This is a genomic window from Bacteroidota bacterium (genome assembly GCA_016183775.1).
Taxonomy (GTDB): Bacteria; Bacteroidota; Bacteroidia; order JABDFU01; family JABDFU01; genus JABDFU01.
This window is the reverse complement of sequence record JACPDY010000035.1, coordinates 1-26,344: the sequence shown is the minus strand read 5'-3', so window position 1 is coordinate 26,344 and position 26,344 is coordinate 1. Positions and strand designations below refer to the sequence as shown.

At 40.8% G+C, this 26,344-nt stretch carries 16 protein-coding genes; 2 read left to right on the top strand and 14 right to left on the bottom strand.

Annotated features, from left to right (window positions below):
- The first annotated feature begins 282 nt into the window (after nucleotides 1-282).
- Nucleotides 283-6,999 carry a T9SS type A sorting domain-containing protein gene (locus tag HYU69_04555; protein ID MBI2269612.1) on the top strand — a complete coding sequence of 2,239 codons (6,717 nt, stop codon included), beginning with the start codon at nucleotides 283-285 and terminating at the stop codon, nucleotides 6,997-6,999.
- A gap of 179 nt (nucleotides 7,000-7,178) precedes the next feature.
- On the opposite strand, the gene HYU69_04550 is transcribed toward HYU69_04555, so the two are convergent.
- From HYU69_04550 to HYU69_04485, 14 genes are all read right to left on the bottom strand, one after another.
- Nucleotides 7,179-7,604, bottom strand: coding sequence for a hypothetical protein (locus tag HYU69_04550; protein ID MBI2269611.1), 426 nt, complete (start codon nucleotides 7,602-7,604; stop codon nucleotides 7,179-7,181).
- Between the two features lie 2 nt (nucleotides 7,605-7,606).
- Complete coding sequence (locus HYU69_04545) at nucleotides 7,607-7,792, bottom strand: transposase (protein MBI2269610.1); 186 nt, start codon at nucleotides 7,790-7,792, stop codon at nucleotides 7,607-7,609.
- Between the two features lie 475 nt (nucleotides 7,793-8,267).
- Nucleotides 8,268-9,173 carry a peptide chain release factor N(5)-glutamine methyltransferase gene (gene prmC, locus HYU69_04540; protein ID MBI2269609.1) on the bottom strand — a complete coding sequence of 302 codons (906 nt, stop codon included), beginning with the start codon at nucleotides 9,171-9,173 and terminating at the stop codon, nucleotides 8,268-8,270.
- 171 nt (nucleotides 9,174-9,344) lie between these two features.
- Nucleotides 9,345-10,943, bottom strand: coding sequence for a bacillithiol biosynthesis cysteine-adding enzyme BshC (gene bshC, locus HYU69_04535; protein ID MBI2269608.1), 1,599 nt, complete (start codon nucleotides 10,941-10,943; stop codon nucleotides 9,345-9,347).
- A 5-nt stretch (nucleotides 10,944-10,948) separates the two neighbouring features.
- On the bottom strand, nucleotides 10,949-11,914 hold the full coding sequence (locus HYU69_04530) for an AAA family ATPase (protein ID MBI2269607.1): 966 nt from the start codon (nucleotides 11,912-11,914) through the stop codon (nucleotides 10,949-10,951).
- 13 nt (nucleotides 11,915-11,927) lie between these two features.
- Nucleotides 11,928-13,301, bottom strand: coding sequence for a peptidylprolyl isomerase (locus HYU69_04525; protein MBI2269606.1), 1,374 nt, complete (start codon nucleotides 13,299-13,301; stop codon nucleotides 11,928-11,930).
- A gap of 9 nt (nucleotides 13,302-13,310) precedes the next feature.
- On the bottom strand, nucleotides 13,311-14,117 hold the full coding sequence (locus HYU69_04520; GenBank protein MBI2269605.1) for a hypothetical protein: 807 nt from the start codon (nucleotides 14,115-14,117) through the stop codon (nucleotides 13,311-13,313).
- Nucleotides 14,118-14,234: 117 nt separating this feature from the next.
- The gene (locus HYU69_04515; GenBank protein ID MBI2269604.1) at nucleotides 14,235-16,202 is read right to left on the bottom strand and encodes a peptidylprolyl isomerase; all 1,968 of its coding nucleotides are present in this window, start codon (nucleotides 16,200-16,202) and stop codon (nucleotides 14,235-14,237) included.
- 147 nt (nucleotides 16,203-16,349) lie between these two features.
- The gene (locus HYU69_04510; GenBank protein MBI2269603.1) at nucleotides 16,350-17,627 is read right to left on the bottom strand and encodes a T9SS type A sorting domain-containing protein; all 1,278 of its coding nucleotides are present in this window, start codon (nucleotides 17,625-17,627) and stop codon (nucleotides 16,350-16,352) included.
- Between the two features lie 312 nt (nucleotides 17,628-17,939).
- Complete coding sequence (gene guaB / locus HYU69_04505) at nucleotides 17,940-19,412, bottom strand: IMP dehydrogenase (GenBank protein MBI2269602.1); 1,473 nt, start codon at nucleotides 19,410-19,412, stop codon at nucleotides 17,940-17,942.
- A 77-nt stretch (nucleotides 19,413-19,489) separates the two neighbouring features.
- Nucleotides 19,490-21,544, bottom strand: coding sequence for a gliding motility-associated C-terminal domain-containing protein (locus HYU69_04500; GenBank protein ID MBI2269601.1), 2,055 nt, complete (start codon nucleotides 21,542-21,544; stop codon nucleotides 19,490-19,492).
- 57 nt (nucleotides 21,545-21,601) lie between these two features.
- Complete coding sequence (locus HYU69_04495; GenBank protein MBI2269600.1) at nucleotides 21,602-22,897, bottom strand: insulinase family protein; 1,296 nt, start codon at nucleotides 22,895-22,897, stop codon at nucleotides 21,602-21,604.
- Entirely contained in the window at nucleotides 22,894-24,141 is a 1,248-nt protein-coding gene (locus tag HYU69_04490; GenBank protein MBI2269599.1) for an insulinase family protein, read from the bottom strand. The genes HYU69_04495 and HYU69_04490 overlap by 4 nt, the downstream gene beginning before the upstream one ends.
- 103 nt (nucleotides 24,142-24,244) lie before the next feature.
- Nucleotides 24,245-25,192, bottom strand: coding sequence for a nitronate monooxygenase (locus HYU69_04485; protein ID MBI2269598.1), 948 nt, complete (start codon nucleotides 25,190-25,192; stop codon nucleotides 24,245-24,247).
- A 92-nt stretch (nucleotides 25,193-25,284) separates the two neighbouring features.
- Here HYU69_04485 and HYU69_04480 point away from each other — a divergent pair, with 92 nt between their 5' ends.
- Nucleotides 25,285-26,202 (top strand): outer membrane beta-barrel protein, encoded by a 918-nt coding sequence (locus tag HYU69_04480; GenBank protein ID MBI2269597.1) that lies wholly within the window; start codon nucleotides 25,285-25,287, stop codon nucleotides 26,200-26,202.
- The last annotated feature ends 142 nt before the right edge of the window (nucleotides 26,203-26,344 follow it).

Here is a 26,344-nt window from a genome sequence, read left to right as displayed (position 1 = left end):
GTGTTCCTGTTGATGATCATATTGTTTTTTTAATTGCAGCAGGACTTATGTTAGTCCTGGTTAAAACATATAAGCAAAATATAAAACCTGATTTTTAAGGATTTTGAGCCTCGGCATATACGGTTCTAAGCCAACCTGTCTGCCGGTCAGGCAGGTTTGGCGGATAAAAAATCCTTAAATTGACTAAGAACCGGTATACAAGAATTTTATCCAGGTGATTAGCAAATATTAGTATTAGTGAAAAAGTCCGGGCATTTTTATCATCCGGGTAAATAGTTTCAAATGAGAATTCGGGAAGGCATATTTATCGCAATTGTTTTTTTGCTGGTTCAGCACTTTGTTTTTTCGCAAAGTGTTGGTAATTATTCCGCATCAAGAAGTACGGGAATAACATACACTTCCATTGTTTCAACGGGCTCTCCATTCAGTGGCTGGCGTTATTCAGGTGGGTTTAGCCAGGATGATAACCGAAGTATAGCTACAAATATAGGTTTTGATTTCTGGTACAATGGTACCCGCTATACTCAAATCAGTGTTTCCACGAATGGTTATCTTGATTTTTCGTCTTCTGCCGCCGACGGAGGGCCTACCACCGGCGCATATGGATATCAGAATACAAGATTTTCAAGTACAACCCCTACCGGTTTAGCGCTTGCACCTATGTATGATGATATGACCACTCAGGGCGGGGGCGACCCCCTGGGAGGAAGTATTAAGTATGAATTAAGCGGATCAGCCCCCAACAGAATTCTTACTGTAGAGTGGATCAACATGGCTGTATATGGAAATACCACGCCGAACCTCAATTTCCAGGTAAAAATATATGAAACTACAGGTGTTATCGAATTTATATATGGTACAATGACGGCCGGCACCGCGACCTGGTCATATTCATGCGGAATAAATGCCGGTACAATAAGCGCGTCACCCACTACAGCTCAACTTCTGACACAACAAACTGCGAATACTGCTACATTCAGCAATGCTGTACAAAATGGTCTTTCTGCTATACCTGCATCCGATTCCAAAATTACTTTCACACCTCTTACTCCTGCAAATCCCGGAGGCTCACTGACTTTTACAGGAGTAACCAGTTCAGCCATGACACTTAACTGGGCCAATTGGGCGAGTAATGAAGTGGGTTATGCCATTTATCAATCAACGGATAATATTACTTATAGTTACCGCAGTCAAACCGCAGCCAACGCGATATCTTCAAACATTACCGGGCTATTGCCCAGCACAACTTATTACTGGAAAGTATACGCGGTAACAGAAGGAGCCTTAAGTGCCGCCCTTTCCGGAAATCAAATAACTAATAATGCAGGCAACATTGTGTCAGTAGCAACAGGAAACTGGAATACCGGTGGCACATGGAATACCGGGGTGGTTCCGACAACAAGTGATAATGTTACGATCGCGAATGGTCATACTGTAACTATAAATGCCAATGCTTCCTGCTATAATCTTACGGTTGGGCAGGGAACAAGCGGAATATTACGAATAGGTAGTAATAATACAGCCCGAACACTTACTGTTACAGGAAATGTTACAATTGCTTCAGGAGCAACCTTTGAGGTGAATGCGGCTTCTAACACTACGCATATATTCAATCTTACAGGAAACATAACAAACAACGGAACCTTTAATATGGCAACCGATGCCGGCAGTTTATGCAATGTTACATTCAACAACAATGGTAATCAAACGGTAAGTGGCAGTGGCACCCTTACCAATTTCAACGGAGTTACCGTTAATATGGGCTCTTCGCAGAACAACATGCTGGATATTACTTCCACTAATTTTTCAATGCCCAATAATCTGCTTACATTAACTAACGGAACATTTAAATTTTCCACTTCAGGAACTATAACTCCATATACGGGCAATTCTACCATTCCTGCAAACGGAAGGATATGGATAAATAACCCTTCCGCAACGGTAAATATGCAGGGAACAGCTTCTTTGTATGGCGGTATTAAAGTAAGTGCGGGTACCTTAAATGTTGGCAATGCAACTAATGAAAATATTACTTCTTATGGTGGCTCTGTCGAAATTACCGGTGGTGCTTTAAACATTGCCGGACGTCTTGACCGGGTTAACAATATTACAATTACCAGTTTTACTATGTCAGGAGGCACGTTGACTGCTCCAACCATAGGTTCCACTACAGCGGCCTTAGCGCCCTTCACAATGGATGTAGTAGGTTCTTTGTTTTCCATGTCTGGTGGTACTATAATAATTGAACGGGCCGGAGCGGGTAACCTTGGCTTTACAACATCGGACGGTACATTTAATGTTACTGACGGCACCTTACAGATAGGCGATGCATCAACCCCTGCCGGGCAAACTATTCTGGTTAACTCGGCAGTAGCCCTCGCTAATTTTACTACAAACAGTTTAAACGCTACCGCACAACTCTCGGCCGACCTACAGGTATTTAATCATTTTACTGTAACTGCAGGCGCTCTGAATGCTAATGGCTTTAATTTTACTGTTGGCGGTCACTGGACTAACAGCGGTACATTTACACCTGGTACCGGAACGGTAACTTTCAATGGATCTGGAACGCAAAATATAACTAAAATCGGAGGTGAAACATTTTATAATCTTTCCATTAATAAATCCGGCGGCACTCTTACACTCATCAATGATGTCACTGCTACTAATTCGCTTACACAAACCGCTGGAAATATTGATTGCGGATCAAACACGTTAACACTGGGAACAAGTATTGTTTCTGCAGGTTCTATGTCATACAGCACTGGAACGATCATTGGAAAATTTAAAAGATGGATTAATGCTACCGGTACCGGAATTTCTTTCCCCGTGGGTACATCCGGTTATAACCGGCTTACATTAATTACGTTTACAAATCTTACAAGCGGGTCGCTTACTGTTCAATTTACCGGTACTGATCCAGGAAACAATGGCCTGCCACTTGCTGACGGTGGTTTTTCAATTACAAACCAATTTACAGAAGGTTACTGGGATTTAACAGCCGCTGATGGCCTTGCAAGTACTGATTATAACCTTGAGCTAACGGGAAATGGGTTTACCAGTTATACCATAAAATCATCTACCAGGATCATTAAAAGGTCTGCATCCGGTAACCCCTGGACTATTGATGGAACCCACACAAGTGCAAGCGGATCAACGGCAAAACGCACTTTAATGAGCGGATTATCTGCGCAATTTGCACTGGGTAATACTTCCTGTTCTCCTTTCAGTGCATCAAGTATTACAGGATCCGCTTCAGTTTGTACGAATGCAAGTGGTGAAGCATATTCCGTAACAAACACAACAGGCAACACTTATACATGGATAATAACCGGAGGTACTCAGGCCGGAGGAGGAACAACTAATTCAATTACCGTAAACTGGGGTGCCACAGGTATGTTTGGAAGCGTTCAGGTAACCGAAACAAATGATTGCGGCGACAACAACACCCCGGTTATTTTGCCTGTTTATGTTAACCCTATAGCGACTTCAGCCATATCCGGGTTAACATCAGTTGCTGCATCTCAAACCGGTATTACCTATTCTGTAACAGCCACCCCCGGATATACCTATTCCTGGACGATAACAGGAGGAACACAGGCAAGCGGAGGTACTTCTAATTCGATTACTGTTGACTGGGGTGCAGCCGGGGCGGGCAATGTACAGGTTACCACTACCCGGTTATGTGCAGGAAGCGATGTAGTAAATTTACCGGTAACTATCCGCTCAGTTATTGTAAGTGCAGGCTCAGGCAACTGGACTACAGATGCAACGTGGGTTGGCGGTATTGCCCCGACATCAGCTGATTTTGTCCAGATAGCTTCCGGGCATACTATAACAATGAATGGAAACCCCGGGGCCTGTACAAAACTTACTATTGATGGGACCGCTAACTGGACAGCAGCAAACACGACAAATGTCGGGCTATCCGGGATTATAATAAACGGAACGGGAGACATTACAGGTTCTGTTGCCGGAGTACTTACAAGTACAGGGGGATTGACTCTTGGTTCCACTTTAACCAGCTCTACAGTCGGCATCGTTCTCCAAACAACTTCCGGTCAATCTATAAGCGGAACAGGATCATTGGCCAAACTCACTATTAATGTCCGCACAACCAATAATGGAACACTAACAGTAACCGGAACGCTGGCCGGATCGGACACACTTGTGAATGCTGCCGGGGCTACGCTAAACATTAATTCCCCGGTATTTTCACTTACAGGGCTGATCGCAAATGCATCCGGCAATACAGCCAGTTATGGGTCATCTTCTGCACAAACAATAAAAAATATAATTTACTACCACCTCAGCCTTTCGGGTTCCGGAACAAAAACTTTAGGCGGAACTACGGTTGTTAACGGAAATATATCCATTAGCGGATCCACATTGGATGTAAGTTCATCGAATTATTCGTTAAGTGTTGATGGAAACTGGACCAATAGCGGAACTTTTCAATCACGGTTTGGAACTGTTACGTTAAACGGAAGTTCTTCACAAGCCATAACAAAAAGCGGAGGCGAAACTTTTAATAATATTTCTTTTTCAGGTTCCGGAACCAAAACACTTGCAAATAACATTACAGTTATTGGAAATCTCACACTTGGTTCTGTGCTGGACGCGGGAGCAAACACAATTAATATTGAAGGAAACTGGAGTAACAGCGGAACATTTACCTCCGGAACCGGAACTGTTAATTTCAATGGAAGTACCCAAACAATTTCCGGCAGTAGTATTGCCGATTTCTACAACCTCAATATTTCAACAGGTGCAGCTGTTACACTTTCAAGCGCTCAAAGGCTAAAAGGCACCATTTCCCTGAATGGAACGGGAACATTCAATACGAATAACCAATTTACATTATTATCTACCTCATCAAAAACAGCGAACATAGCGGCCTTATCTACACCTGCAAACTTTGTTGGCAACATTACAATGCAACGCTATCTGTCCGGCTCCCAGGGCTATCGTTATATTGGTTCGGCAGTGGGTGGCACACTGAGCGACCTGACACCGGAATTGCGTTTTGACGGATTTCCCGGAAGTACCCAGCCTACCTATTGGTGTAATACATATACATATGATGAATCAGTAGCAGGAGCTTTCTCGACTGGCTGGAAAAACGCGACAAATATTACCAATCCACTTACTGCAGGAAAAGGATTTGCAGTTTATGTTTATTCAACAAATATTCCCGTTACACTTGATATTCCCGGAAGTCCTAATAAAGGAAATCAAACTCTACCGGTAACATACAACAACTCGGGAAATGCTGATGATGGATGGAATTTAGTAAGCAACCCCTATCCTTCCACAATTGACTGGGATGCTTCCGGCTGGACCAGAACAAATATCCAGGGAAACACTTATTATGCATGGAACAATATTACCCAAAATTACGCGAGTTATCCGGCAGGCGGCCCGGGAATAAATGGCGGCACACAATATATTGCTTCCTCCCAAGCCTTCATGGTGAAAACGAATGCGGCAGGCCCGGCTCTAAACATAACCGAAAATGTAAAAGTGAATAGTGAGCCCTCCCCTTCTTTTTGGAAACTTGCACCAACCCCGGCATCTTATTTGTCACTAAAAATTTCCGGCTCTTCTAATTCTTTTGTAGATGAAACGCTGATCAGATTCATGGAAAGCGCTACAGTAAATAAAGACGCGGACCTTGACGCGTTTAAAATTGAAAGCACCAACACAAACGTACCTTATATTTCATCGAAATCTAGCGACTCCGTTGTATTGAGTGTTAATTCACTCCCGGAGTTAAATCAAAAAATGAGCATTCCTTTATTTGTGAAATCAGCAATCGGGGGATCATACACGATCTCTGTTAACAATCTTATGAATATACCGGCAGATGCCTGTTTGATCCTGAAAGATCTGGCAACCGGCAATGAGGCGGATATCAGAATTAATCCCTACACATTCAATTTGCCATCTTCACCGGTCCCCGTTAACAGATTTATACTCCACATATACCCTTCTGTTGCAACTAACATTGCAATACAGGAGCCAACATGTAATACCAGCAATGATGGTTCTATTGTTTTGAACAGCCCGGATAATTTTACCCTGAATTATATGGTAAAAGACAGCATTGGAAATACCATCCATTCTGATTTAAACATTTCACAGGCAGATACTATAACCGGATTGACAGCAGGAGAATATTTTATAACGTCTGAGAGAACCGATGGAATGTGCGGTTCATCCACACAAGCTATTTCAATCAGTGAACCTTCCCCTTTGATTCCTGCAATTACATCAACTAAAGTAAGCTGTAAAGGAACGGATGACGGCAAATTGAGCCTAAATATCTCAGGAGGAACACAGCCATACACTTACTTATGGAGCAATGGCTCAACTGCATCAATTATTTCTTCATTGTCATTAGGCAGTTACTTTGTACAGGTAACCGACAGCAATAATTGCTCAATTACTGCCAATGGGGAAATAATTCCTTCTGACGACTGGTTAGTGGCTGATTTTAACATTGATAATGACACCTTGTTCATCCCGGCAGGATTACCACTTAAAATCACATACGTTAGTGATGCAAGTTTTTATGCATGGGATTTTGGTGACGGAACAAATTCAACGCAACCGTTGCCTATGCCGTATAGCTATTCTGCTACGGGGGTTTACCCGATCCGGTTGATTACCTCCAATAAATTATGCAGTGATACCGTTATTAAAAGTATAGTTGTTTTGAATGATCAATTAACCAATATTAAACGACCGTCCGGCCATGATAATATTAACATATATAATAGTGGGTCTGATATTATTATTGAATTTAAAGATCGTGTAACAAAGAACACGGTCGTAAACATTTACAATGCTGCAGGACAAAAAATCGTTGAGTACAACGAAAAAAATATTCCTGGTAAAGTTAAATTTACACTCCCTTATATTGAAACCGGAATATATCTTGTTGAGTTCACCTCTGACGAATTGTATTTGACAAAGAAAATACTCCTTTCAAAGTAACATTCAGGTTACATCGACACTATTTTGGCAAGGAAACTCCGGGGATCTGCATAACAGAATCTGATACCTGCCCGCTAACAGGAATACCAAATACGCGTGGCATAATACCAACCAAGCCATCAAGTCCACGGTTTATTTTGTTAGGCTTGATGACAAGTTATACCAATTATAAATATTAATTAGTCCAATTTATATTTGAAAAAACATACCCAAATCCACATGTTTTTTTTATGCTTTGTTCTGTGAGTGTAAAGGGCAAGATCGTTAGCATAATGTTGCAACGACTGTAGTGAAAGCTTTTGCTCAATCTCTCTTACCAATCTGCCTGCAATTGTTTTAACCTTTTTACTTGCTTTGCGTGCCTTTACATCACCTCCTTTATTTTTGCGTAAGCACTGAACTATGCTCAGCTTCTTGTTTGTTTGAGTGTAGCTTTGTCGCAGTTCTATTTCTTCTTGTTCTGCTATCGATTGACATTTATGAATAATTTTCTTGTACAGTTTGTCGTCGGTTGGGTAGGTGATGTTTTTTTCTTGTATGGTGGTATCACCGCTGAAGTTACTGTCATTTGCATCATCACCATTAACCCGAATGCTTTCTTTCAATATCAACTCCACCCCTTCTGTTCCAATACGTTTGGGGAACTCCACCAATTCAGTTGGAACACATGGGTAGTTTGAACAAAAAAAATTTCGCCACTAAAGTATTGGTAGTAGCTGTTCTCGGCCCACTGCTCCACTACTGATTCATCACTTAAATTTCTGACCTGTTTCAGTATTAACAATGATACCATCAGCCTGATGGGCTTAGCTGGCTTGCCTTGCGTGGCACTGTAATGTTTTTGAAAATGCATCATCGAAAAAGTCCCAATCAATCACATTGGCCAATTTGCAAAGGCCATGTTGAGAATTTAATTGCTCTTCAAATGTGCTGTACAAGCCCAGTTGACTTTTGTCTTTTGGTTTATTTAACATGAACAAATCTGCAAGATTTTAAAGCTTCTTTGCCGTTTTCTTGCAGATTTTATCACTGCTTTTTTTCAACAATGCTCAATGATACTCTATTATATTGGACTATTTGAGGGGCGACTAAGTAAATTCTTACACGGTAGACAATTTTGATAATTCTTTAACTTTTTCGTTTCAAAATCCTTTAACTTCGCAGACTTTAATGCGGACTTTGCTTCACATTACCATCAATGGTAAAGACGGCAGTAGAATTCATTTATCTTTGGTACAGGTAAAATATAAAAATCAAATTAAACCCAACTATTTCTCAGCTCTGACCATCCTCTCCTTCCCACTTAAATCTTTCTTTACCACAACATTTTTAAAACCACTTTGCAATAAAAGGTTTCTTACCTCATCAGCTTGGGCTTCATTGATCTCAAAAAATAATTTTCCGGCATCAGCTAAATGTTTTTGAGTAAACTGAACAATTGTTCTGTAAAACAACAAGGGGTCATTGTCATTCACAAATAATGCTACATGCGGTTCATGCTCTAACACATTGGCCTCCATAGACTGTTTTTCGGACCTGAGTATGTAAGGAGGATTGGAAACGATAATATCAAAGGAATTGAAATGTTGAAATAACAGCTTATTTTCAAGAATATCCGTCTGAATAAAATTTACATCGACATTATTAATTGTCGCGTTTTGCCGGGCTACATCAAGCGCCTCCTCTGAAATATCCAAAGCAAACACTTCAGCATTCGGAATATTTTTTTTCAATGCAATAGCAATACACCCGCTCCCTGTTCCAACATCCAAAATACTTCCAACACTTCGGCCTTCCGACTTCCGACCTGCCTGTCCGGCAGGCAGGCTTCCGACTTCCTTAACAATCCAATCCACTAATTCTTCTGTCTCGGGACGAGGTATCAATACAGCAGGATTTACATTCAACTTCAACCCATAAAACCATGTTTCACCCAAAATATATTGAATCGGCTCCTGTCGCTTTAACCTTTTTACAACATCATTGAATTTAAGAAGCTCAGATTCTGTAATTGTGTCGTTTGCTTTTAACGAAAGATCGGTTCGGTAAAAACCAAGGTAATGTTCAAAAGAGTAAAAAATAAAATTTTCGACCTCCTCTGCAGAATACGAGCCGGCAAGCTCATCGTGAAAAAACCGGGTAATTGATCTGATATGGTTGCTGGGGATACGCATGCCTCACCTAAATCCTCTGCAAATGGAAAGGATCATTAATTTGTTTGCGAAATAAAATATACATCAGCACAGTTTTCCGTTGTGTTCAGACTGCCCACCACACCTGGCCACATTGAGCGTAGTCGAAATGGTGCGTTGGCTATTTATTATAAAATTCAACCTGATCAACAATTATTCTGAAAGCACAATCAACTTTGCATCAAAAGAAGTTAGTTCCTTTTTAAGTATATCAATAAATTCCTCACCATAAATAAGGTAATAAGCAATAAAATTATCGTACCGCTCCTGCAATACTCCGCCGGGAAACAACTTCTCTTTTATTTTCTTTATTTGATTGACGACTATTTCACTTTTTTGCTTTTCTGCTTTCAGCAATTTTGCTTCTATAGATCTAAGGGCATTGATCCCCTTTTGCTGTTCAGCCAAAACTGCCGTTTTTAATGTAGGATCAATTTGCTCCGCCTGAGCGGCAATTTTAGCATATAGTCCTTCCAATTGTTTTTGTTCAGCTTCAAGTGATAATTGGATCTGAGAGTGCTTTAAAATATGTTCCTTTATGAGACCGTCTGCATCCCGAAAATAATCTTCGGATTTAAAACCCAATTTATTCCATTGCAATGCAGATTTATGATCAATGATCATTACAAAATTACGCGGCACTAATACCGGAAAATTGATTTTATGATATTCGAACATGGCTTTATACTCCAGCCAATAGGCTATTTCTCCCGGCCCGCCCACATAAGCCAGGTTAGGTAATATTTTTTGCTGGTATAAAGGGCGCAATACAACATTGGGACTAAAACGTTCCGGGTTTGTATCAATTTCTTTAAGCATTTCCGGGGTCAACGCAACTTCTGTATTACCATCCAGTGACGTCAAACCGGCATTTACAATTCGCCTGCGTTCTCCATCTTTCAGGTAAAAAAAATTCAACTCTCTCGGATTGACCTGTGATCTATATTTTAAACCACTTAGTTGTTTGATTGTTGAGTTAACGATCTTATAATTTTTCTGATTAACCAGATCGTCTTTAATTATTTCAGCGAATTGTTTTTTAAGTCTTGTATCATTCGCGTCAACAATAATAAGTCCGTATTTCCCAAACAGGTTATGTACCAGATAACGCGTCGCATCCGCAAGGTTACTGTTGCTCAAATATGACTGTTCAACTAGTGTAATGAGCTGTTTCGCGCTGGCTGTGTCACCAACAATGAGTTTAAGTTCCTCAATAACTTTTGTAAGTGATCCGGTCCCAATACGGCCGGCGGCAATATGCCTGTTTCCCACAGCGGATTCCTTATCCCAAACAATTTTCTTTCCAAAAATATTCGCGTGATTTATCTCTTCGAAATCGTGATCCTCAGTAGCCATCCAGTAAACAGGTACAAAGTTGTAAGCGGGATAGCTTTTTTTTAATTCTTCAGCGAGATTAATGGTACTGATAATTTTATAAATAAAATAAAGCGGGCCGGTGAACAGGCATAATTGATGGCCGGTACAAACGGTAAACGTGTTCGGCTCTTCGAGCTGTTTAAGGTTTAAGGTTTCAGGTTTCAGGTTAAAAGCGGAATATTGTTCCTGCAAAACCTCAACCAAAAGTTTACGATCTATTGACTCTTTGCTTTTATCGGCAATAGCCTGTTTAAAGGAAGAAACGTCAGGAGTGTATTTATAAAAGGGCTTGAGAGCAGGTTGGCCTTCAATGTAATCAACAAAAATATCGGAGAACACGCCGGTTTGGCTGATGCTTATTGTTGACTTATTCATACAATTTACTTAAGCAGGCTGGTAATGATCGTATCAATGCTGATGCCTTCCGCTTCGGCTTTGTAATTGCGTACCATGCGGTGGCGAAGTATGGCAAGCGCCACAGATTTCACATCTTCAATGTCGGGCGCGTATTTGCCGTTTAAAATAGCATTGCACTTTGCTCCTATTGCAAGAAACTGTGATGCACGCGGGCCTGCTCCCCATGAAATATAATTTTTTACCATTTCCGGCGCTTCATTACCCTCCGGGCGTGTCTGGCGCACCAGTTTAACAGCATACTCCAACACATTATCGGTAATAGGAACACGTCTTACCAGGTTCTGGAAATAAACAATCTCGTTTATGGTAAGTATCTTTTCTAACTGCACTTTAGCATCCGATGTGGTATTTTTTACTACCATAATTTCTTCTTCATACTTTGGATAATCAAGCAGCACATTGAACATAAAACGGTCAAGCTGTGCTTCAGGCAATGGATAAGTTCCCTCCTGCTCTATTGGATTTTGCGTAGCCAAAACAAAAAATGGCAGATCCAGTTCATAACGCTTTCCTGCTGTTGTTACTGCGCGTTCCTGCATAGCTTCCAGCAAAGCAGCCTGTGTTTTGGGCGGAGTACGGTTAATTTCATCGGCGAGGATGATATTAGCGAATAAAGGACCTCTTATGAATTTGAAATGGCGGGTTTCGTCCAGTATCTCTGTACCAATAATATCCGAAGGCATAAGATCGGGCGTGAACTGTATGCGGTTATAAGTAAGTCCTAATACATCTGCAATAGTATTTACCAAAAGTGTCTTTGCCAGTCCGGGCACCCCGATTAACAGGCAATGCCCCTTACTGAATACCGAGATCAATACATCTTTCACCACTTCATCCTGTCCGACAATAACCCTGGCGATCTCTTTTGTTAATTCTTTATATTTTATATTAAAAGCATCTACTGCTTCTACATCCGATTTATAACTCATAGTACTATTTAGTTTACTGGTTTGCCAACCAATTTATATCAAATTTACAGCCTTTGTATTCATCATTAATACGAATGTATATTCCGGCCAGATGTTTGCGTATCCAGGTAGCGACTGCTTTCTGTTGTTTTTCATTCAATGCCGCCGCTTGAATTTTCTGATAGTCATCTTTTAAATTAGCGGCATGTGGCTCCGACCGGCTTTTCAGGTTTAAAATTCTATATACTTGTTTCCCGTCCCTGGTTGTTGTAATACTCGGCTTTGTTATTTCACCGGGTTTCATACGGTCAATTGTGAAAGCAAGTGTTGGGTCAAACTGACCTAAGTCGGCTTTCTCAAATTTTGTAAGGCCATTGATCGGGTTGGTCACAAGCCCTCCGTTCTGGCGGCTTTCCTCATCATCCGAAAAACGGGATGCCGCTTCACGAAAAGAAATAGAATCACGCATGATAACCTTATAAATACTGTCAAGAATAGTTCCGGCTTTTACCAGGTCATTCGGAGAAGATTTGGGCGATATAAGAATATGACGTACGCTGATCTCCTCGCCACGTTTGTCAAGCAATTCAACAATATGATATCCATAACTTGTTTCAAATACAGGAGAAACTTCATTTACTTTAAGTGTAAAAGCCGCAGCTTCAAATTCCGGAACAAAAGCTCCTCGTCTTAACGTATCATACCTTCCACCCTTGGATGCCGAACCCGGATCTTCAGAATACAAAGCCGCTAATACAGCAAAGTCCTCTCCTTTATTTACAATACGATCTCTTAAAGCCTGCACACGGTCTTTGGCCTCCTTTTTTGCTTCGGCAGAAACAGGAGGTTTTTTAATGATCTGTCCTATTTCAACTTCCTCATTAATAAATGGCAAACTATCTTTCGGTATCTTATCATAATAACTCCTTATTTCGGAAGGCGTTACTGCCATCTCTTCTGTGACCTTAGCCTGCATTTTCTGTGCCAACAAAAGGTCTTTAATATCACTGCCTAAATCACTTTTAAATTCTTCCACTGATTTCCCATAAAACTCCGTGAACTTTTGCTCCGAGCCAAACTGGCTGATGAAATAGCGGATGCGCCTGTCCAATTCCTGTTCAACCTGCGCATCGGTTACTACAATACTGTCCTTTTGAGCCTGGGTAAGAAGCAACCGCTGAAACATGAGCTGCTCAAGCAATTTACAGCGAATGAGCTGTGGATCTGTTTTATCACCGGCGGAGGCATATTGCAGATACTGCGACTCCAGCTGTGATTTTGTGACAATGTTATTCCCTACAACAGCTATAACCTTGTCAATTACCCCCGATTGGGCAAAAGTAAAAAGAGAGGTGCTCAACAGCAGCACTGCAAAAAAAACAGATCGATATTTTTCTTTAAGATTCATCAGCCAATATCATTTAAACTCTTCAACATCTTTGTTATTTCGTGCTTCGTTAAAAGCTTCCTCTTTCATTTTATTGATGAGCTCAAGTTTTCTTTTGTTTAAAATTATGTTTTTTATGTTCTCCTTTTCAAAAGAAAGCGGCGAAATACTGTTTTTTATCTGAAAACCCTTTATGTTGACAAAATACAAACTTGTGGAGTCATTCACTTCAATAAAACGGTTGTTTTGAAGGAAAAGCTCTTTATTATACGTCGGTTGAATGGGTATTTCCTTCAACAGATCATCAAATAACAGCCAGGCATTATCATCGAGGTAAAAATTTTCGGCATACTGATGACAATAGTTCTCCAATGCTTCCTTATCCTTCGAAACTTCAGAACGGTATAACAACCTGACTTTTTGAAGATCAGGCGCCTTTTTGCTCACCTTAACATACGACACCCTGATAATATTGTCTTTAAGTTCAAAATTATTCTTATTCTGGTTATAATACTCAACTATTGCCGAATCAGAAACCACAGTATCTAACTTTTGATTCACGAGCTCACGCTCATATGCAAATGTAATCAATGAGTTCCGGTAATCTTTCAATTGTTTTTCCACATCTTTTTGCTCTTCCGTCAAATTCTGCTCGGCCTTATGAAGAATAAGGGCTTCGGTGATCCAGTTATTGATGTATTTTTTTATGAGAGCAAGACTGTCTTCCGCTTTGATGTTTTTGGGTACAATACTCTTAACATCTTCAGCATACAAATAACTTTCATATACGCGCGCGATCGCGCCTTCCTGCGGATCGGTCTTACTCTTGCAAGCCAACAAAAACAAGCTAAACAGGAAAACTATATAAAAGTACCGAAACATTATATGGTAAAAATCAAGAGAGGTATGAGCTTGAGTAAACCCGCCCATACCTCCCTGAGTTTATAAAATTATTTATTGAATGGTCGACAATACTTCCTTGTTAACTGTTACAGGATATTTCTTTTTAAGCGATTCGATCCACTCCTTCTCCAGGTAGTTCTGGTAATCAGCAGTTACAAGTCCTTTTGATTCATTAAACGCTTTTGGCTCCGGCTTCAGCAACTTTTTCACTTCAACAAACATAATTTTTCCATTCTCCTTTTTGTTGGCCGAAATACCGGGATTCCAATTGGCATCAACAAAACTATTTTCTTTTGGCAAAAACAGTTTCGATTCCACCTGCAGGTTTAACTGGGATTTTTTGTTTACCACATCAAGAATCTCTTTTTGTGTTTTATTCTTCTTCAGCATCGCTTTTACTTCGTTAGCGACCTTTTCATCGGCGCAGGTATAAATAGATGCCTCAGCACGCTGCTCCCACAGGTAATTTTGTTTGTTCTTCTCATAAAACTCTTTCAAACCCAAAGTATCTTTTACAGCTTTAGACCATACTTTTTTATCAGTCAGATCGAATAACAGGATACCATCGCGGTATTCCTGCATAAGTGCCCTGAACTCAGGAAACTTCTGATCAAGACGTGATTCTTCATAAGCAATACATGTTTCATCCACAAACTGTTTATACATAGCATCAATGGCAGGCTTTACATCGGATTTAGCGCGCCTGCTCTGATGGGACTCCAAATATCTGGCAAAATCAGTCTGCGTATATTTCATATCATTCAGCGCAAACATCACCTTATTCAGCTTTGCCGCTTTTTCCGATTTCCAGGTTCCGTTAAAGAAGTTGGTATCGATAACAGGATAAAACTCATCACGTAATTTCACGTTATCCTTAAACTTACACTCACTCTTTATTTTCGCGATCATAGATGTGCGTCCCATTTGGGAACGACTGTCGCGTGTCACTTTTGACTTAAGGTCGCCTTTCATATCATCAAAGGCAGCCACGCCTCTTTTATCAATACGTTTAATGATATGCCAGCCAAAACGGGTTCTGAATATCCCAGAAAAATCACCATTGTTTTTGAGGGCAAATGATTCCTTTTCAAATTCGGCAGGCATACGGTTTGTACCAAACCAGGGCAGCTCGCCACCTTTTGTGCCTGAAGCCTTATCATCGGAAAACTGCTTGGCCAGTTCCGAAAAATTTTCGCCGGCTTTTACCTTTTGATAGATCTCTTCGATTTTTTTCACACCATTTATCGAATCCTCCTTAGTCATGTCTTTTGGAGTTTTGATCATGATATGTGCCACAAGTATCTCACCCTGAGCCGGCCTGCGGTCGGCCACTTTAATCAGGTGGTATCCGAATTTTGTACGAACAGGAATTGATATTTCACCAACCTTGGTAGCGTACGCAACATTTTCGAACGGATAAACCATTTGGAGAGCTGTAAAATAACCAAGATCGCCATCATTGTCTTTTGCTGATGGGTCTTCTGAATTAGCTTTTGCCAATACACCAAAATCGGCCTTTGCGGCACCCTTTTTACCCAATAGTTGATCATGTAAACTCATGATCTTTGTAAAGGCAGCCAAAGTATCTTTAGGCAAGGCGTTTTCAGCACATTTAATTAAAATATGACTGGCACGTATCTCCGTTTGCATGCGTTCATATGCTTCCTTTAACAATTTTTCATTTACGTCTTTGTCAGTTAAATAAGGCTGTGCTAATTGTTTGCGATAACCTGAAAGCTCATTTTTAAATGCAGCTGAAGTATCAAGCTTCATTTCCTCGGCTTCTTTAACCTTTAATTTGAAATTGGTGAACAATTCAATATAATTATCCAATGATTTTTTTTCGGTGGCACTTTCCTTCCCGCTGTTCTTTTTATACACATTTTCAAACTCGGCCACAGTAACTTTGGAGTCACCAACTGTCATTAAAACAGCATCTTTATTTGATTGGGCAACAATTGCGGTTGAACCCAAAACAAATACTGCCAATGTTAAAAAACTTATTGCTTTTGTGTTCATTGGTTTTCGATTTAAATGGATTAGAATGTTTTAAACTACATTTAATTTTCAGGACACAAATGTAATCAATCTTTCAGGATGTATCAAAAATCAGGGGCCTGTCGGAAAAATTTTCGACAGGCCCCTAAAAAATTGACAACCAGATACTTATTGTATAATTACCTTTTTCACTAATCGTTCATTATTTTGCTGGACTACCAGGAAATAAATTCCGTTGGACAATTGTTCAGTATCTACTTGTTTTTTATAAACTCCGGCTTGCTGGACATTATCGATAAGCATTACCATTTCACCCAAAATATTTGTTAATGAAATTACTGTTCCGCCTGTCCTATCAAACTTGCATTCAAGAACGAAACTTCCATGTGAAGGATTTGGTGAAATATTCATAAATAAGGAATTGGGAGTTTCATCAATGCCTGTAGTACAATTCACAGTTGCAACGTTAACCTTGGAACAACCATTTGCATCCGTAACCGTAACAGTATATGATCCGACTGCAACATTATTTGCTGTCTGTGCCGATGAACCATTACTCCATGCATAGGTGTATGCAGGAACCCCACCGGTAACATTAGCAGACGCGGAACCGGTACTTTGTCCACAGGTTGTATTAACCACTGTGAATTGAATGTTTAATGCCGCAGGTTCCGTTATAGTTACCGCACTGGTTACTACACAACCATTGGCATCAGTAACACTTACAGAATAACTACCAGCTGTCAAACCAGTGGCCATTGTGGTTGCTGTAATTCCATTGCTCCAGCTATAAGTCAGAGTGCCTGTTCCCCCATTGGCAGTTACTGTTGCGGAACCACTGCCACCTCCATTGCATAACTCATTTACGCTGCTCAGATTTGAAATAACCGGAGAAGGATTGTTACCGACAGTTGCAACAGCCGATTTTGTGCAGCTGTTTGCATCTTTAACAGTTACTGTATATGTACCTGCAACAAGGCCGGAAATCGTCTGACTCGTCGCACCGGTTGTCCAGCTATATGTGAATGTTCCCGTGCCGCCAGTACTGTTAACAGCCACGCTTCCATTAGATAATCCGCAAGTGGCAGGCATGGTTGTAATAGTGGCAGTTATTGCGGGAGGTTCTGAAATCACAGCAGTCAATACTCTAGTGCAAGTGGTATTCACAGCATCAGCTATAGTAACGGAATAAGTACCGGCACATAACCCCGTAATAGTTGGGGAATTCGAAGTGTTGCTCCATGCATAAACAAAGGAACCTGAACCACCTTGCGGAATAGCCGTTGCCGAACCTGTACAAACTCCATTACAAGTAAGGTTCACAGAATTTACCGTTGCGGTAAAGCATTGTGAAAAAGACTGCGGAATTACTGATATTAATAAAACTCCTGAACAAATAATAAATGTTTTTACCCATTTAACTCGTTTTGCGTATTGATTTTTCATAGTGTATATATTTTAGTTAGAACTACTTTAAGAGACTGTTTAAATCTACCAAGATTTCGCTCCTAACGGAGCTATTAAAATCCCGTAGGGATGGAATCTTGGTAGAAAAAAATAAATAATTTTTAAAGCCCTGTAGGGGCGACATATAACATTTCAAATAGATAAATTTTAAACAGTTTCTAAGTTGTGCGAAAATAAGGAAGGTTTTATAGAGAAGTAATCAAAAAATCGACAAATGACAATATTCTATAGTCAAACACCCCTATATTGCTCATGAAAAGCAATTAGCTTAAATAAAAGATTCAGGAAATATTACCTACTTGTATAATTCGGCGCCTCCCTGGTAATAACAATTCCATGAGGATGACTTTCACGAATACCCGCATTTGTGATGCGGATGAATTTCGCCTCCTGTAATTTTTCAATGTTTTTTGCACCGCAATAACCCATGCCGGCACGCAAACCGCCTATAAGCTGATAGATCACTTCGGACAAATTGCCTTTATAGGGCACCCGGCCAGAAATACCTTCGGGAACAAGCTTTTTAATATCATCTTCTACATCCTGGAAATAGCGGTCTTTAGAGCCCTGTTGCATGGCTTCAATCGAACCCATTCCCCGGTATGATTTAAATTTACGTCCTTCGTAAATAATTGTCTCACCCGGCGACTCCTCCACTCCCGCAAACATGGAGCCCATCATCACTGTACTGGCTCCCGCGGCTATTGCTTTTACAATATCACCGGTAAAGCGAATTCCTCCATCCGCGATCAAGGGAACGCCTTTCCCTTTCAACGCTTTAGCCACTTCGGTAATGGCTGTAAGCTGCGGCACCCCAACACCTGCAATTACACGTGTTGTACAAATTGAGCCGGGTCCGATCCCGACCTTAACCGCGTCGGCTCCCGCTTTAACAAGCGCAAGGGCGGCTTCACCTGTTGCAATATTTCCTACAATAACCTGTAAATCGGGATATTCTGCCTTTACTTTTTTCAAGGTATCGATCACTCCCTTTGAATGACCATGCGCGGTGTCAATTACTACTGCATCCACATCTTCCTTCACCAGCGCCGCCACTCTTTCCATCACATCCTGTGTAACTCCAACGGCCGCGGCAACACGTAAGCGGCCCAGAACATCCTTGCAGGCTCTTGGGTTAACTTTTACTTTCAAAATATCCTTATATGTAATCAACCCGACCAAAACATTGTCCTTGTCAACAACAGGAAGCTTTTCGATTTTATAATTCTGTAATATCTGTTCAGCTTTTTTCAGATCTGTACCCTGTTTAGCTGTGATTATATCCTGGCTCGTCATTACTTCCCGCACCGGACGCTTCATATTTTTTTCGAAACGCAGATCACGGTTTGTTACAATACCAACTAAATGACGTGTCTTTGATACTACCGGAATACCTCCTATTTTAAACTCCTTCATTAAACCAAGCGCGTCAGCCACTGTTGCAACTTCAAGTAACACAACGGGATCGCTGATCATTCCGCTTTCAGAGCGCTTTACTTTACGCACCTGGTCGGCCTGCTGCGCGATCGTCATGTTTTTATGCAACACGCCTATTCCACCTTCCTGCGCGAGTGCGATAGCCATTTTATACTCAGTAACCGTATCCATAGCGGATGAAACGATAGGAGCATTCACTTTTATTTTTTTCGTAAACTGCGTAGTGATATCTGCTTCGCGGGGAAGTACCTCTGAATAGGCAGGTACCAGTAGAACATCATCATAGGTGTAACCCTCACCCATAAATTTTGAAGAATCAGCGGCCATAAGAAGGAGTGGTTTGAATTTTTAGTACGGTAAAAATTCCCGTAAAAGAAAGAAAAATGCCGTCCGACAAAAGGAAATTAACGCAGTAACGTTACAATTCCTTTTCGTTCGATATATTGACCATAAGCGGTTTTAAACTTCAGGAGATATACATATATACCTTCCGGACCCTTTTTTCCATCTATTATTCCATCCCAGGGTTCATAAGGGTCATTCGTCTGAAAAACCTGCTCGCCCCAGCGGTCAAAAATTCTAAAATCGTATTCCGTTTTATTAATATAGGAAGTCACGGGTATAAATACATTGTTTCTTCCTGCGGGGATAAAGGCATTCGGAATAAATACTTTCGCGTCCTGTAAAGCGTCCGCTACATTTGATCGGCTGGAATCGTTGATTCCATAAGGATTTCCTGCATCTTCAAGCGCCGTAACATAATATGAAAACTGACCTTCTCCCTTGAACAAAGGGGAAATATCATCTGTGAAAGTATTTGTGCCGGACGCAGCGTAAATAACATTTGCAATGGGTGCCGCACCCCAAACACCATCAACAGCCCTATATATATTGTATGAATTTACCGAACCCAACCACAATTCATAATCATTCCATGTCAATGTATTAGTAAGGTCATCATTGGCTACCGCGGTCAACAAAATTGTCCGGCCAACATTTGTAACTGTAGTATCATTACCGCAGGTGTCAACAGCAACAGTTTTGTAATAATAACTTTTCTCAGTTGTTTTGGCGGTATTATCCGTATAACTAACGATCGGGCTTCCTGTAAATGGAATTGCCCCGATCAATTTAAAGGGCCCTGACGGACTCTCGCTTCTCAATACTTTGTATTTCGAGATCTCCGCGGCAATGTCAACATAACAATATACTTTAACGGTATTGTCAGAGGACACTGTTGCCGTTTTCAAATAGGAGAAAGTCGGCATAGCCGGAATATTGGCAGTATAACAATACTTATTCGATGTTGAGGACCGCGTACCCGATATATCCCGTGCAATGACAATATAACAATAGACAAAAGTCTGCTGCAGATTAGTGTGTACATATGAGGTTATTGAAGAAGGCGTTGTTGCGAGAAATGCATATGCTCCCCCATTGGTACTTACATAAATATCATACTGATTTATGCCTGATGACATATTAGTATATGCGTTCCAGTTAAGTGTGTTTAAACGGGCACATGCATTTGGGGTGCTTTTAACAAGGACCGTATTGTGAGGCACCCCCATCGGGCTTGTATTCTTACAGCTGTCGAATGCGGCTATCCTGTAATTCTCTATAGTTGAACCCGCGAGCGAATTAACATTATTAAAGAATGTATTATTAATCCCCCATACCGTATCAATGCTCTGCCAGATACCGCTTATCATCTGGTAAATGATATAACCTTCGGTATCTTTTGAAGAACCTGGCTTCCATCCCAAAATAGCCTTGCCGGTGTTATCAACACTTACCGAATCAAGCAAAGGCACTGCTGGCACGATCATATTGCTAAAAAGATTGCCTGCGGCAGAAGATACCGACACACAACCGGTATTATCACCGATCTCAACCCTGTAATTAAGCTGGGCGCGGCAAATGGTTATTGTATCCGTATAAGTGAGGCTTTGAGTGGAATCGATCAGCATCCATGTTCCGGCCGGATACTCCCGGAAAACACGGTACCAGCCCATCGAAGTGGTCAAAGAAGGCGTATGTATTGAATTCCAGCTTAGCTGCGCAGTACCATTACCCGGATTTACAACTTTCATAAATATTGAACTTACAGTATCCGCTGCCGCGGTATCTAAAGAACCTCCGCAATTACTTTTCATATAGTAATAAAGCCGCGCCGTGTTTCCATTCGAACCTATGTGTGTATAGCTCGTCGTTGCTGAATTAAAAATACTGTCAACAACACCATAGGGCCCATTCAGACTTGAAGAACTGTAAATAAAATGCTTGTTAAAATTGAGAAGGGGCGAAGGATTTTGCCATGAAATAGTGATCTCTCCATTGGCAGCAACGCTTATACATTTAATCGCAGGTGAAGGGTCGCAGGCAGCATACATCCCTTCCTCAAAATTTTGAAGAAAAAAACAAAAAACTCCTAAACTAATGATCTTTCTTAAAGGCATTAATATTTGATACACGTAACCAATAAAATTACCTTAATTAACGTGCAATTGCAATATTTATTGCATTTTACCCACTACTAATTCATGTAACTGGTTCTCAATAAGGTATTTGCCTGCAAGATCGCGAAGTTGTTGAGATGTAACATTCCTGATGGTATCAACAAATGTATCGTAGTAATCGTAACCGAGGTTATACAGCATGATCTTTTTGAACTTTTCGGCCAGCGCAAAGGGACCGTCAACCGATCGCACAAAATCGCCCAGCATATAACTTTTAACTAACGCTAACTCATCGTCAGGCACCAGTTCATCACACAAACGTTTTATTTCTGAATAAATTTCTTTTATTGCGGGCTTACATACATCAGCCCCCACTTCGGTTGAAATAAAGAAATAGCCAGCGTTTCGTAATGATATGATCCTTGAGCCTATACCGTAAGTGTATCCCTTTTCTTCCCTTATATTCGCCATAAGCCGGGAACCGAAATACCCCCCAAGCACAGTGTTCAACACTTTGATTGCATGATAATCGGGATGCAGTTTATTGAACAATATACGCCCGATCCGGATAGCGGATTGAACCGCGTCATCACGCATGATAAAATGTTTATTATTCGCGTCAGATCTGATATTGCCGCTTACTATATCAGGCTTATGATTCTTAATGCCCCAATCATTTCCACCAAAATGCTTATTGATCAACTTTACTGCTGAATCATCCACTTTACCGGAAACCACCACTTTACATTGATCCGATTTGTAATATGCATTAAAAAAATCCACAAGGTGATCGCGCTTTAGCAGCTCAAAATCTTCAACTTTTAGTCTGTATGTATACGGAAATTCATTCCCGAATATCAACGCGCTGAACCGTGTACGGGCGATATGCGCCACCTTTTCATTATCAACCAAAAATGTCTGGCGTTTATTTTGCAACAAAATATTTAATTCGTTTTCAGGGAATACCGGATTTTTCAGTACATCTTCCAACACAGGCAGCACACTTGCCAGGTGCTTATTCAGCGTATACAAGGTGATGTACGCCCAATCCTGATCAACCTCCTGTTCGAGATAGGCACCATAGTAATCAATGCCATCAGCTATTTCAGCGGCTTTACGTGTTTTAGTTCCTTCATCAAGCATTGAACCGGTACAGGAAGCCTGCAATGATACGGGTTGATACCACACCCCCGCGTTAAATATAAATTCGATTTTAACAAGGTCCTGAGTACCTGCATTTATAATACTTAAAGGGATCCCATTGTCAAGCTTCAGGGTTTTCGCCTGCGCGATCAGTATTTTCTCCAGCGCATGCGATTCTGGAGCTGTTTTTCTATCAAGTACCTGGCTCATTTTTTCGTCTTTTTGGAAAGATAATATAATACAGAACTGTTTTGCTTCGTAAATATTTTTTTTGCCTGCTCCTGAATACCGGAAGCTGTTACGGCATTGTACTTTTCTACTTCGTGGTTGATTATGTCCGCATCGCCAAGATGCTCTGATATAGCAAGGTTCATGGCTTTATTCATAATATCCATTTCAGAGAACACCAGCGCTGACTCCATTTTATTTTTCACTTTGGTCAACTCTTTCTCATCAACAAGCTGCGTCTTCAGTTTATCCAGTTCGGCATCGATCGCTTTTTCGGCATCTTCCATTTTCACGCCCTTTACCAGCTTACCCGAAACAACAAAAAGTCCTTTATCAAGATCGCCAGAAACATAAGCATTGATATCAGAAAACAACTTTTGTTTTTTCAGGAGTTCATTATGAAAGCGTGAAGAATTACCCCGCGACAGCACATCGGAGATCAGGTCGACCGTGTAATATTCCTGATCGTATTTTGAACACATGTGGTACACTTTATATATAGCGTCAACCGGAACATCTTTTTCAACCGTGAGACTGCGAGCTTCCGTCTGCACAGGCTCCACAGGTAAATTACGCTTATTCGGTTCTCCGCCAGGTATTGGTCCAAACCATTTCTCGGCAAGAGGTTTCGCCTTTTCAGTTGTTATATCGCCGGATAAAACCATAATGGCATTTACAGGCTTGTAATGCTTATGAAAAAAAGCTTTAACATCTTCCATTCTTGCATTCTCAATATGACTGATCTCTTTCCCAATTGTGGCCCACATATACGGGTGAACTTTGTATGCCATAGGTTTTAATAACAGCCATACATCCCCGTAAGGCTGATTCAGGTAACGCTGCCGGAACTCCTCGATAACAACATTCCGTTGCACCTCCAGGCTTTTTTCGGAAAAACCAAGACTCAGCATACGATCCGACTCAAGCCAGAAAGCTGTTTCAATATTATTGGAGGGTAAAGTCAGATAATAATTCGTTATATCATTTGTGGTGAACGCGTTATTTTCTCCGCCTACCCTCTGCAAAGGCTCGTCATAGCTGGGAATATTGACCGATCCTCCAAACATCAAATGCTCAAACAAGTGAGCAAAGCCTGTTTTATCAGGGTCTTCATCACGCGCGCCGACATCATATAAAATGTTCATGCACACCATTGGCGTTGAGGTATCGTTATGTACAATTACCCGCAAACCATTATTCAACGTAAATTTATCGAACTTTATCATGCTACTTTATTTTTTATCCGGTCGGCATACAGCCTTAAGCCCGGCGATACTGTTATTATTTTTTATTTGGTCTCCTGCAGCAAAAGCTACCGGGTGATCTGTTTTATATTTTACCTGTGCAAAGTTCGGCTTTCGCCAGTTTATATTCATTCATTATTTCTTCAATAATTTTTGCGACAGGTTTTATTTCTTTAACCAATGCCGACACCTGCCCTATTTCAAGTTCGCCCTCATCCAGATTGCCTTCAAACATACCCTTTTTAGCCCTTGACCGGCCCAATAATTGTTTTAATTCATCAACAGATGCACCCTTTTGTTCGGCTTGTGCAACCTGTTCAAAAAATTTATTTTTCATCAGGCGAACCGGTGTAAGCTGCTTTAAAATTAATTGTGTATCACCTTCATTCACATTTATGATCGCCTTTTTAAAATTAATATGAGCTGAGGATTCTTCAGAAGCAACAAAGCGGCTACCCAGCTGCACCCCATCAGCACCTAATGCCATGGCGGCAAGCATGGCCCTACCCGTACCAATACCACCTGCCGCGATCAACGGAACCGAACACACCTTTTTTACCTGGGGAATTAAACATAATGTTGTAGTTTCTTCGCGGCCATTGTGCCCACCCGCTTCAAAACCTTCAGCTACTATAGCATCAACGCCTGCATCCTGCGATTTCAAAGCAAATTTCGTATTTGCAATCACATGAACAACAGTAATTCCGTTTTGTTTAAGCAGAGATGTCCATGTTTTGGGATTTCCTGCGGAAGTAAAAACCACCTTAACGCCCTCCTCTAAAACTACATTGATATGTTTCTCAATGTCCGGATAAAGAAGGGGAATATTTACACCAAAAGGCTTACCGGTTGCTTTTTTACATTTTTGTATGTGTTCTCTTAGTACATCCGGGTACATAGATCCGCTCCCAATCAAACCCAAACCGCCTGCATTGCTTACTGCGGAAGCCAGTTTCCAGCCACTACACCATATCATCCCGGCCTGAATAACAGGGAGATCAATCCCGAACAGCTTCTTTACCTTATTTTCCATGCCTCTAACTTACTTATTTTAAATAACATACGAATTTATTATTCTTATTTGAAATACATTGGTATAAAGCATTTTTTTTATATATTTGCCTCATGCATAAAAAGTTATTGTTTAAAGCCTTTTTATTGATTTTACCTTTTACCTCCTCTGCCCAATATCTTTGGGATTTTGGTGGTAGTGTGGGCGCATCCAGCTTTTTAGGTGATGTCGGCGGCAAGGACACTCCTGCGAAAAAATTTATTGGGGACCTCAATATGCCTGCCACACGGGTTGGTTTGGGTGCTTATGGAAGGTATAAATTATCTCCATTCATATCTTTCAAGGCTGGTGTGGCATACAGCATGGTATCTGGTGATGACAAGAACTCTGTTTATTTACCAAGAAGAGGAAGAAATTTAAGTTTCAGAAACAATATTATTGAACTGCAATTAACTACTGAAGGCTATTTTTATGAAATACCGGGTATGGTACAAACATTCAAAACGAGTATCGATTTCAGGGCCTATGGTTTTGCAGGTATCGGATTTTTCTATCATAGTCCACAGGCCAAACTTAACGGCAAATGGTACGATCTAAGACCTTTAAAAACTGAAGGGGTAGCATACAGTTCTTTTGGTATTTCAGTTCCAATGGGTGTTGGTTCGCACTTTACCTTTAACAGGAAACATAGAGTTGGATTTGAAATATGCTACAGAAAAACCTTTACCGATTATTTAGATGACGTAAGTACAACATATGTTGATCCAAAAACATTAAACAGTCCTGAAGCAGTTGCTTTAGCGAACAGAAGTGGTGAAGTGAGTACCAACGATCCCGAACTACTTGAACTTCTTAGTTACAATTATCTGCCTACCGGCCTTAGAGGCGACCCTAAAGGCAAGGACACTTGGTTTACTTATACTGTGACCTACATGTACGTCATAAGGGGGAAGAGCAGTTTCTATCGCTCAAGATACCCAGGCCTGTTTGGCAAGAAGAACAAGAAACGTAAGATCAGGGCTAAATTCTAAAATCATATTACTGATTGTAAGTAAATAATCCCCCACCAAAGGTGGGGGCTTTTGTTTGCTACCCCCTTCGGGGAGGTTGGTCTCAAAACAATTTCAGGTTTGAAGTTCCATCCTCCTTTTTATCTTCACCTTCCTGATATTT